General features: G+C 45.6%; 11 protein-coding genes and 1 pseudogene. 1 reads left to right on the plus strand and 11 read right to left on the minus strand.

Annotation, left to right across the window (positions count from 1 at the left end):
• The 11 genes and pseudogenes from ACJHVI_RS06060 to ltnD form a co-directional block, all read right to left on the minus strand.
• The coding region (locus tag ACJHVI_RS06060; RefSeq protein ID WP_483183792.1) for an IS630 transposase-related protein at positions 1-126 on the minus strand (126 nt) is incomplete at its 3' end.
• Between the two features lie 36 nt (positions 127-162).
• Positions 163-333: pseudogene (locus ACJHVI_RS06065) on the minus strand (transposase); the annotation flags it as partial.
• 99 nt (positions 334-432) lie between these two features.
• Positions 433-582: a hypothetical protein gene (locus ACJHVI_RS06070; protein ID WP_483183779.1), complete on the minus strand. Its 150-nt coding sequence runs from the start codon at positions 580-582 to the stop codon at positions 433-435.
• 47 nt (positions 583-629) lie between these two features.
• The gene (locus ACJHVI_RS06075; protein WP_483183781.1) at positions 630-2099 is read right to left on the minus strand and encodes a GntT/GntP/DsdX family permease; all 1470 of its coding nucleotides are present in this window, start codon (positions 2097-2099) and stop codon (positions 630-632) included.
• A 15-nt stretch (positions 2100-2114) separates the two neighbouring features.
• Positions 2115-3071 carry a D-erythronate dehydrogenase gene (gene denD / locus ACJHVI_RS06080; protein ID WP_483183782.1) on the minus strand — a complete coding sequence of 319 codons (957 nt, stop codon included), beginning with the start codon at positions 3069-3071 and terminating at the stop codon, positions 2115-2117.
• 34 nt (positions 3072-3105) lie between these two features.
• Entirely contained in the window at positions 3106-4905 is a 1800-nt protein-coding gene (locus tag ACJHVI_RS06085) for an alpha/beta hydrolase (RefSeq protein ID WP_483183783.1), read from the minus strand.
• Positions 4906-5580, minus strand: coding sequence for a cyclase family protein (locus ACJHVI_RS06090; protein ID WP_483183784.1), 675 nt, complete (start codon positions 5578-5580; stop codon positions 4906-4908). It lies immediately after the preceding gene.
• Between the two features lie 15 nt (positions 5581-5595).
• Positions 5596-6378: a 2-oxo-tetronate isomerase gene (otnI, locus tag ACJHVI_RS06095; protein ID WP_483183785.1), complete on the minus strand. Its 783-nt coding sequence runs from the start codon at positions 6376-6378 to the stop codon at positions 5596-5598.
• Between the two features lies 1 nt (position 6379).
• On the minus strand, positions 6380-7012 hold the full coding sequence (gene otnC, locus ACJHVI_RS06100) for a 3-oxo-tetronate 4-phosphate decarboxylase (protein WP_483183787.1): 633 nt from the start codon (positions 7010-7012) through the stop codon (positions 6380-6382).
• Complete coding sequence (gene otnK / locus ACJHVI_RS06105; protein ID WP_483183788.1) at positions 7009-8253, minus strand: 3-oxo-tetronate kinase; 1245 nt, start codon at positions 8251-8253, stop codon at positions 7009-7011. The genes otnC and otnK overlap by 4 nt, the downstream gene beginning before the upstream one ends.
• Before the next feature lie 3 nt (positions 8254-8256).
• The gene (ltnD, locus tag ACJHVI_RS06110; protein WP_483183789.1) at positions 8257-9153 is read right to left on the minus strand and encodes an L-threonate dehydrogenase; all 897 of its coding nucleotides are present in this window, start codon (positions 9151-9153) and stop codon (positions 8257-8259) included.
• A gap of 309 nt (positions 9154-9462) precedes the next feature.
• Between ltnD and ACJHVI_RS06115 the strand changes: the two genes are divergently transcribed.
• Positions 9463-10221 (plus strand): DeoR family transcriptional regulator, encoded by a 759-nt coding sequence (locus ACJHVI_RS06115; RefSeq protein WP_483183791.1) that lies wholly within the window; start codon positions 9463-9465, stop codon positions 10219-10221.
• The last annotated feature ends 9 nt before the right edge of the window (positions 10222-10230 follow it).

A 10230-nucleotide genomic window follows, 5' to 3' on the forward strand; every position in this document is an offset into this window, starting at 1 on the left:
TATGCTTTTCTTCCAACGTTGAATGCTTGTTGCGCTGAGTCGATATTCTTCAACAAGCTTTCTGTAGCTATGACCTGATGCCAGCTTGTCTAATATCATTTGTCTGTAATCTTTTGAGTATGCCATAAGTTTTAGTGTAACCTTTTTTGGATTCTTTGACTATAACAGTGTATAGACTGCTTTATTGACATAGCGTCCCTCATCTTTGTGCTTATAGTGAATAGCATCAAGCCATACGATAGGATAAACGCTATCCAGTGCTCTGGATTGTTAGGCTTTAAGTTGTGGGATAAGTTGGTCGGTGATACTGCTGATGGCAGCTTCTGAAACCTCAAGCTGATAAATCTCGCTAATGTGCTCTTTGATAGCGCTATATAGTCAAGAAATTCAAAAAGAGTCACAATTTAAACACATCTCGCCGTACTCTCTGCGCTACCTGTTAGCAGCATTACTGTACCACTTTTTCATTTCTTTGACTATAGCATTAACGATGCTTGTGTCTTGCATCGGATCTGCGGCAAGTGTTGCGCTATCAATGCCGATAGCTAAAAGGCTGATAATGGCGCTGCGGTATTTATTCATGATATCTCCCGAAAAAAGCCCTTTCGTTTAAAGGGGCTGTGTGTGAATTAGGATTTCAACTTTTGCGTTTTGACGTAGAGCATGATGCCGCCTAATACGCCCAAAGGCAGAATGAGGTCGGTAATCGAACCGTCATTTCCCCATACCAAATTGGCGAGAATAACCAGTGAACCGCCAATTGCCCAAGCGATAGTGGTTGGAATTGACCAAACAATCATTTGCTTTTTCACGTCATTAATTCCCATCATGCGATTCACTACCCAGAATAAGCTGTCATTGAAATAACCGAAGAATAGTGAGCCCATAGTGGCGGCTTGTGCGGCCAGCAGCATGTTTACACTGGGAATCTGCGAGAGAATCGGTGCAGAAATCGAGGCGGCGGTAATCATGGCAACTGTGCCCGAGCCTTGAATAAAGCGGACTAAGGTGGAAACGATGAAGGGGATTAAAATCGGCGAAATAGGCAATTGCGCGATTTCTTTTGCCAAAGCATCACCGGCACCGCTTTCGCGTAAGACCATGCCTAAAGCGCCGCCGGCACCTGTAACCAATAAGATGATGCCAGCGGATTTTACGCCTTCTTCCAAATAATTGGCGGTGTCGTTTTTGCTGCTGTGTGGTAATAGCGTATATACGGCGATCAATACGCTGATGGCTAAAGCAATCATCGGGTGTCCGATGAAGACAAAAAATTGATAGACAACGCTGCTGTTCAAGTCGGGATTGCTTTTGGCAATCAAGTCTAAGATAGCTTTGATAAAGATTAAGGTAATCGGTAAAACGATCGGCATTAAAGAAAGCGTTAAACTCGGCAAAGCTTTTTTCTTGCGGCTTTCAATGTAATCGTCGTATTTTTGTTTCAATTCTTCATCGCTAAAGACTTGCTGATTGAAATCAGGATATTTTTTATCCAACCATTTCGCATACATGACCATGCCGATTACAGGAAAGGCGGCAAAAGACATACCGACCAAAAGCATCGCGCCGATATCGACATTAAACAAACCCGCCACGCCTAAAGGTCCGGGCGTCGGCGGAACAGTATGGTGGGTAACGACCAAACCGCTGGCGAGCGCCACACCTAGGGTTAAGAGCGAACGTTTGCCGTTTTTCGCTAATGCTTTAGCGACAGGATAGAGAATCACAAAGGCGGAATCCACAAAAATGGGAATACTGACTACGTAACCGGTAAGCGCCAAAGCCCATTCTTCTTTCTTTTTACCTAAGAATTTAATGAAACTGTATGCCATTTTCTCAGCAGCACCGGAGGCTTCCAGCACGCTGCCCATCATGACGCCCAAGCCGATGACAATGCCGATGCCGCCTAATGTGCCACCAAAGCCTTTGCTGATGGCGCCTAAAGTGTCGTTAACGCTCATTCCGCCGATTAGGCCCGCAATGGCGGCGGCAATCAGCATGGCGATAAAAGCGTGTACGCGGGTTCTTAATACCAGTATGACCAGTACGAAGACCGCTATTAACAAACCGATGACCGGTATGGGAAGACCTAAAAACATAACTACCTCTATAAACTAAAATGATTTCATGTCAAACGTTATAAATTGCTTAATGACATCTGCAAAATTTACATCTGCTTTGAAGCCTAATGATTTTGCCTGTGCGCAATTAATTTCTACTGGCCAACTGACCACAATATTATTAATTTTTTCATCGAATTCAAATGTAATTTTTTCTAAAATATTTTCTCCTTTGATGTGTGCTAAATCTGCTAGCATTTGTTTTACGCTAACAGTAAAACCTGGCAAATTGATGACATGCCAACTGCGTAGCGGTAGTGAAGGTAGAGTTAGGGCATGAATAAAATTATCGATAATCGTATTAGGGCTGGATAGCCATAATAATAAATCTTCTGATACTGGGCAGATAGCATTTTCATTGTGCAAAGGTTCGCGAATAATGCTGCTGACAAAAGAAGAAGCGGCTTTATTTGGTTTTCCTGGGCGAATGCAAATGGTGGGTAAGCGTACTACTAAACCATCAATAAAGCCTTTGCGTGAATAATCATTAATCAGTAATTCGCTCATTGCTTTTTGCGTGCCATAAGTGGATTGCGGTGTAACCGCTGTGTCGTTTTGAATCACATCGGGCAATTCGCCGCCGAATACGGCTAAAGAACTGGAGAAAATAAAGCGGATAGAGGGCTTGATACGGCGGCAGACCTCGAGCAAATTGCGCGTGGCGAGAAAATTGATGTCATAGCCCAAATCCGGATCTTGTTCGGCATGGCTGCTGACAATCGCCGCCAAATGAAACACGGCGTCGGTGTCCGGGCGGATAAGCCCGTTCACGCCTTCGGCATCGCGCAGATCCATCTCCACACAGCGCACCCGCGGATCATTATCCGGCGCCACCGGTGTGATGACATCCACCAAGGTCAGCGAATCGACCTTGATCTTGTCTTGCGCCAGCAGGGTTTTGGCCAAACGTTGTCCTAAAAAACCTTGTCCGCCGGTGATAATAATGTTCATGATTTGTCCTTAATTAACTGAAAATAAATCTGTTTTAGGCTAAGAAACGCCCCATCACTTGCCCGCCGACCAATACCCAAGCCATCAGCATGGAAGTCAGCAGGGGCCCCAGGTAAATGTATCCCGTTTTGAGATAGCACCAATGGTTAATCACTGTAAATACAATGAATTGGGGGATGATTACGGCCAGCATCATCATCCAGCGGCCGCCAAACTGCGGCAGGCCGATCACATCAAATCCGGGGCCGATTTGCAGGAAGTTCAAACCAAAATGGAAAATCCATAGCAACAGCAAGCCGCCAATAACGAAGAACAGGGTTTGCAGGCTCCAGGCGAATAATGTGGCGCTAAAGCTGCTTCTCATCTCTGTGCGCATCTGCACGGAGATAATCAAGCCGCTAAAGACGATGAAGAAAAACAGGATCGGCAGCCAATAGAAGAAGAGGATGGCAAATCTTTCCGCAGTCAAGGGTTTTAACAAAGGCCATAAAAACCGCAGTTCGACGTGCAGGCATTGATAAATAATGCAGGTAAACAGATACAGTCCCCCTACACAGATCAGGCTTAACACAAAGGAGCGCCAGACAATCTCAGCGGTTTTAATGGAGGCGGAAGCGCTCACAACGCCGAATTCGCTCAGGGAAATAAAGGATTTCCTCTGCCAGATCAGGAATAAGATCAGGCTGAATATGCCGCTGACCAACAGCCATAAAATGATGCCGTTGCCCATTTCCAAAGGCATGAAGGGCAGGAGTGCGGCAATCGGCTCATTCGGGCCGCCCCACTGTGTAAACAGGGGATAAAACAGGGCGGTAACGGCAATATTGATGAGGGAAAATTTCCACCATGAGCGCTTGGAAATGGCGGTTTGCAGAGTGGGCTGTTTGCGGATTGCGGAAAAATAGCCCGTTTTCAGCAAGCTGTTAGCAGCACAAAGCAGCGCCATTAAGGCAAAGAACAGGCTGAATAAACCGGCAAATTCTTTATACCAATAGCTTTGCCGGTTAATCTCCGGCCAATGGCCGCTTTGATCGCCTTGTTGCAGGGTTTGGTTAAACCATGACACGATTTCTTTATTGCTTTGCGAAGCAATCATCACGCCTAAATGCGTGCCATTAACTAATGCGGCGCGTCTGGCGGAGCCGTCTTCAATATTGCCGTAGGTATGGTTCCATTGCAGGCGCTCATTTTCCGCCAAACCGAAAGCCTCCAAGCGTTTAGGATGGCTGACAAGGTCTTTCACCGGAAAGGTTCTTTCCCGATAACCGCCGATTTCTTCATATAACCCTTGGGTCAGCAGATAGTTATTGAGCCCTGCTTCTCCGCCGTTGCTGCTCAGGCCGTTGATGGCTTTGTGGTCGGGATTGAGTTTGGCCACGCGGATGGCGTTGAGCGCGCCGGTGGAATGGCCGAAAATGCCGAGCTTGTCTTTATCGACAAAATCCAGTTGTTTTAAATATTGATAGCCGTTATTGGCGCCGCTCATATTGCTGTTTGAAGCGGGCAGGCCGGTGGAAAATCCGTGGCCGAAGTGGTCGATGGCCAGTACCACAAAGCCGCGCTTGGCCAGTTCCAAAGCGCCGAAGGTATTGGTGGCTTCTTTATCGCTTTGATAGCCGTGCAAGGCCAAAACGCCCGGTTTGGGGCTGTCGGGAGTGGCGGAGATCGGACGGTAGAGTTTTGCCGACATCGGTTTCATTTCTTCTGTCATGAAAACGATATTGCTGACATCGATGTTGCCGAAGTCTCTTTCTATGGCTGAGGCCAAATAGGCAGATACTGCCGAGAGCAAGATAAATATCAGTGCCGCAATAGAGGTATTTTTTGCTTTCATCTAGTGCTCCGAGGCAAGAACCGTGACCTGTGCGCTGTCAATCCCTTTCACTAACAAAGGCACAGCCATCACGGTGGATAAAGATGGCGCATTGATTGCGGATAATTTCATGTCTTCGATAATGCAAATATAGTTGTCGCTGTACATACCCAACATGATTTGATGGGCTTTGACGCCATGATCAGGATGGGCGGGAGAAGCCAGGGAAATAAAGTCGAAGCCGACGGCTTTGAGGTTTTTCGCGTGATCGATAAGGTATTGCGCGGCGTCGATGCTGACGGCGCCGCCATTTTCGGCATATTCTTTGGGCGAGGATTGTCTCAAGGCTTCAAAGCCGGTTCGGATCAGCAAACAATCCGCCTGCTGAATAGCCTCAAGATGAGGCATTAAATCCTCTTTTTCGATCATTGATCCGCTTTGCTTAGGAATATCGATCAGCAAGGGTTTGTCATAAAGGAACTGGCTCAAAGGCAATTCCGTAATGCTCGGGCCGTTGCGGTTGAAATGTCTCGGCGCGTCAAAATGGGTGCCGAAATGATTGAAGAGATGGATAATCGAGCTGTTGTAATAATCCCCCTTGTCGATGCGCGAACTGGCTTCGATACTTAAGGTCGGTTCGCCGGGATAACCCATATCGGCAGCATCCAAAGGATAGGAAATCAAATAGTAATCCATACGTCCCCCTTAAGATTATTGGCCTTTATAAGGCTCAAACCAGGCTAAGCCCTGCGCGGTTTCGCCGCGCGGCTTATATTCGCAACCGACATAGCCTTCATAAGCCATTTCATCCAATTTATTAAAAATGAATTGGTAATTGATTTCCCCTTCGTCGGGTTCATGGCGATCCGGCACGGAAGCGATTTGGACGTGTGAAAATTTGCCTTTGAGTTTGTCGGTCAAACGGGCGAGATTGCCGTCAACATTTTGCGCATGGAAATAGTCCAGTTGAACAAAGACATTGTCTTTATTGATTAAATCGACAATTTTCAAGGTGTCGTATTGGCTTTTGAGAAAATATCCGGGTTTGACTTCAGGGCTTAATGCTTCTAGGCAGATATTGATGCCGTGGGCTTTGAATTTATCCGCCGCATACAGAATATTTTCGATAAAGGTTTTTTTATAGGCTTCCTGGTCTGCACCTTCAGGCACAACCGCCGCCATGATATGCACGCTAGGACATTGCAAGGCGATGGCGTATTCCAAGGCTTGATCAATGTCGCGTCTGGCATCCGCTTCGCGTCCCGGAATGGCGGCTAATCCCCATTCTCCTTTGGATACGTCGCCTGCGGAAGTATTAAACAGCACTTGTTTCAAACCGAATTGATCGAGTTTGGCTTTTAGTTCTTCGGCAGGGTAGTCGTAAGGCCATAAATATTCGACGTATTTGAATCCCGCTTTGGCCGCTGCTTCAAAGCGGTCTAAAAAAGGTTTTTCGTTAAACATCATGGTGAGATTCGCAGCAAATTTAGGCATGTCATTTTCCTCTGTTTTCTAAATCTTTTACTTCATCATCCGTGAGATAACGGATTTTTTGTCCTTGAAGAATGAAGAACAATTTCGCTGTTTCTTCCAATTCTTCGGCATTGTCCGCCGCATCCGCAAGGTCGGATCCCGTAACGACGACGCCGTGATTCGCCAAGAGAAAGGCTTTACCAAGCAGCGCTCTTTCGCCCAGTTCCGTAGCGATATGCGGCGAACCGGGACGGTAATAAGGAATCACGGGTAGCTTGCCTACGCGCATGACGTAGTAGGGAGTAAAGGCTTTGATGGCATTGTCGCAGTCAAGATTTTCCAAGCAGGACAGTGCAGTAAGATAAGTGCTGTGCAAATGCACGATGGCTTGGCAATCGGGATTGCGGCGATACATTTCCAAATGAAAAACCGATTCTTTGGAAGGTTTGTCGCCTGACAATACCTTGCCTTGGCCGTCGATGACGGATAAACGATCGATTTGAAGGCGCCCTAAGGAAGAACCGGTCGGCGTAACTAAGATGCGTTCTTCATCAAGGCGGACGGACAGATTTCCCGCACCGCCTACCGTGTAGCCGCGCTCATAAAAGGAGCGCCCTAGGCTGACCATTAATTCTTTTTGTGCTAACTCAGTCATGAAAACATTCCTTGTGCGTAAGCAAAAAAGTCTTCCGTGCCAAAATTTCCTGATTTCAGGGCGAGATAAATCTCATCATCTACCGCTTTTAACCAAGGCACACCAGGGGCAATTTGTTTGCCAATGTGAAAACCTGTAAAACCAAGTTCCTGCACGACAATACTTGAGGTTTCACCGCCTGCATTGATGAAATTTACCACCCCAGCTTCATTTTTCAGTCGTAGAGCCAATTTAGCAAAGACACTTTCTACTGCCTGACTAGATTTTTCCCGCCCAAATTCCGCCTGAATGTTTTTTAAAGTTTCTGGAGGGACGGTGGCATAAATCATGGGAGCCATTTCATCGTTTAGATGTAGCAGAATTTGTTCATAAAGTTCATTGGCATAATTAGGATTTCTTACCGCTTCCGCTACCTCTAGATGAAAATGGCGGGCTTTGGCTTTATAAGCATTGACTTGCTTATTGGTCATAACGGAGCAAGAGCCGGATAACACCACGGTTTTTGCTTTTTTAGGCAGAAAAGCATTCGTTCCTTTTTTGCCGCCGCTAAGATATGCCGCCATATAAGCGCCTAAGCCCGAGCCGCCTGTTACCAATTTGAAATCCGCAACAGCTTCTGCCAATATCGCTAATTGGCTGTTATCCGCCGCATCAACCACTGCATAGCGGTAGCCCTGCGATTTTAATTCTGCAAAACGTGCTTTCACACGCTCAACACCTTGTATCACATCGCTATAAGCAACCAAACCTGTTTTGCCTTTAGATTGTGCATCCATCAGACGCAACAGATTGGCATCTAACATCGGCGTAATTGGATGATTACGCATACCTGATTCATTGAGTAAGACATCACCGACAAATAGATAACCGTTAAAAATTGTGCGACCATTGACAGGCAATGCAGGCGTAATCACCGTGAAATCTTCACCCAATACCGCTAATAAAGCATCAGTAACAGGGCCGATATTCCCTTCAGCGGTGCTGTCAAAAGTCGAACAATATTTAAAATAATATTGCTGGCAGCCATTATCTTTCAGCCATTCAAAGGCTTTTAAAGACTGTTCTACCGCTTCGGCTGCAGGATTTGAACGCGATTTCAGGCTAATGACCACCGCATCGACTTTTTCAGCCAATGCCTGCTTCGGTACGCCATTCATCTGCATGCAAGATAAGCCGTTTTCGACCAAAAAACTGGCAATATCGCTTGCGCCGGTAAAATCGTCAGCAATCACTCCTAACATGAATTACGCTCCTTTCTTAGGTAAATCAATGCCGCTAAAGATTTTAATCACCGCACTATCATCTTCCTTGCCGTAGCCGGCATTGCTGGCTTCGGTAAACATCGAATAAGCGGTGCTGGCAAGATGCAGGGGAAAATGCAGAGATTTGGCGGTATCGTTTACCAAGCCCAAGTCCTTGACAAAAATATCGACCATTGAAAGCGGGGTGTAATCTCCGTCAACAACATGCTTCATGCGGTTTTCAAACATCCAAGAATTACCCGCCGCATGAGTGACAACGTCATACATCATCTCTAAAGGAATTCCCGCTTTTGCGGCAAGCGCCATCGCTTCCGCACCTGCGGCGATATGCACGCCCGCCAATAACTGATGAATGATTTTGACGGTAGCGCCTAAGCCGATTGCTTCGCCGATGTTGTAAACCTTAGATGCCGTGGCATCTAAAACAGGCTTCAGCTTCTCAAAAGCCTCTTGTGGTCCAGAAGCCATCACCGTCATCTCACCCTTTGCCGCTTTTGCCGCACCACCAGAAACAGGTGCATCTAACATGATAAGCCCTAATTCTGATAATTTTTGTGAAATACCTTGAGCATCAGCGGCGGCCATCGTTGAAGAAACCATCACGGGCGTGCCTTTTTTGAGTTGCTTGGCAATACCGTTTTCGCCGAATAAGACCGTATTTGCCTGCGCCGCATTCACCACCAGAATCACGACCGCATCTAATTTTTGTGCAAAATTGTTAGCATTCACAGCCGTTTCTTTTGCGCCGGCAGATTGTAATTTTTCCAATGAAATAGGGTTAATATCAATTCCATAAGTATCTAAGCCCGCATGGATGCAAGATAATGCGGCTCCCATGCCCATAGAGCCGAGTCCAATAACAGCAACCGAGTAAGTCATAGCATCTCCTAGATTTTTGAGTGAAAAATATAAGCTGGTAAGTAAAAAATTACTTTTTATTTACTACTTGGCAAGACAATAGCACTGATAAAAAATGTTGTCAAATGTTATTTTGTGTAAAAGAGCGTTTCTCTAAATACTTGCTAGTAAGAGTAGATAGCATCCGTGCAGCGGTTCAGATTTTGAAATATTTTGAAGTATTTACTGATTTTTACTGAATTTTTATGGCAAAATTCGGCTATCTGTTTGATGAAGGGAAAAATTTTTTTATAATAGCTCACACAAATTCACAATATTTAAGGTTTTGACGTGATTCCAGCACAAAGACAAAAACGCATTCTTAATTTGATAAAAGAAAGAAAAATAATCGGTATCAATGAGTTATCGGATATTCTTCAAGTCTCGCATATGACCATCCGCCGCGATATCCAAAAACTGGAAGACGAAGGCAGGGTGGTTTCGGTATCAGGCGGCGTTCAAGCTTTGGAGCATTTGCCTTATGAAGCCACTCATGACGACAAATTCTTGGTTTTCCATGACGAAAAAGAACATATCGGTCGTCAATCCGCGCAATTGATTCCCGAAAATGTTACGGTTTATTTGGATGCCGGTACCACAAGCCTTGAAATTGCGCGGCAAATCGCCGCACGCGAGGACTTGTTGGTCATTACCAATGATTTTGTCATTGCTAATTTCTTGATGGTGCAAGGACAATCCAATCTGATTCATATCGGCGGCACGGTCAATAAACTTAACCGCTCTTCAGTCGGCACATTGGCGGCGCAAACCTTATCCCAATTGGCGATAGATATTGCTTTTGTTTCCACTTCTTCTTGGAATTTAAAAGGCTTGACCACGCCAGATGAAAATAAAATTCCTGTCAAAAAAGCCATTATTCAAGCGGCGCATAAAAATATTTTGGTATCGGATTCTTCCAAATACGGCAAAGTAGCGACATTTTTGATTTGTCCTTTAACGGTTTTCGATTGCATTATTTGTGATAAGGAATTGCTGCTGAATGCGCAGGAAGCCATCCGCGATATGGATGTGGATTTATTATTAGTCTGAATGATTTTT

This window comes from Suttonella sp., assembly GCF_056855035.1.

What these genes read in the sequence shown, in the direction of transcription:
- ltnD (WP_483183789.1), bottom strand. Translation starts at nt 9,153, where the DNA reads ATGACTTACTCGGTTGCTGTTATTGGACTCGGCTCTATGGGCATGGGA.
- otnC (WP_483183787.1), bottom strand. Translation starts at nt 7,012, where the DNA reads ATGACTGAGTTAGCACAAAAAGAATTAATGGTCAGCCTAGGGCGCTCC.
- otnK (WP_483183788.1), bottom strand. Translation starts at nt 8,253, where the DNA reads ATGTTAGGAGTGATTGCTGACGATTTTACCGGCGCAAGCGATATTGCC.
- ACJHVI_RS06070 (WP_483183779.1), bottom strand. Translation starts at nt 582, where the DNA reads ATGAATAAATACCGCAGCGCCATTATCAGCCTTTTAGCTATCGGCATT.
- ACJHVI_RS06085 (WP_483183783.1), bottom strand. Translation starts at nt 4,905, where the DNA reads ATGAAAGCAAAAAATACCTCTATTGCGGCACTGATATTTATCTTGCTC.
- ACJHVI_RS06090 (WP_483183784.1), bottom strand. Translation starts at nt 5,580, where the DNA reads ATGGATTACTATTTGATTTCCTATCCTTTGGATGCTGCCGATATGGGT.
- otnI (WP_483183785.1), bottom strand. Translation starts at nt 6,378, where the DNA reads ATGCCTAAATTTGCTGCGAATCTCACCATGATGTTTAACGAAAAACCT.
- ACJHVI_RS06075 (WP_483183781.1), bottom strand. Translation starts at nt 2,099, where the DNA reads ATGTTTTTAGGTCTTCCCATACCGGTCATCGGTTTGTTAATAGCGGTC.
- denD (WP_483183782.1), bottom strand. Translation starts at nt 3,071, where the DNA reads ATGAACATTATTATCACCGGCGGACAAGGTTTTTTAGGACAACGTTTG.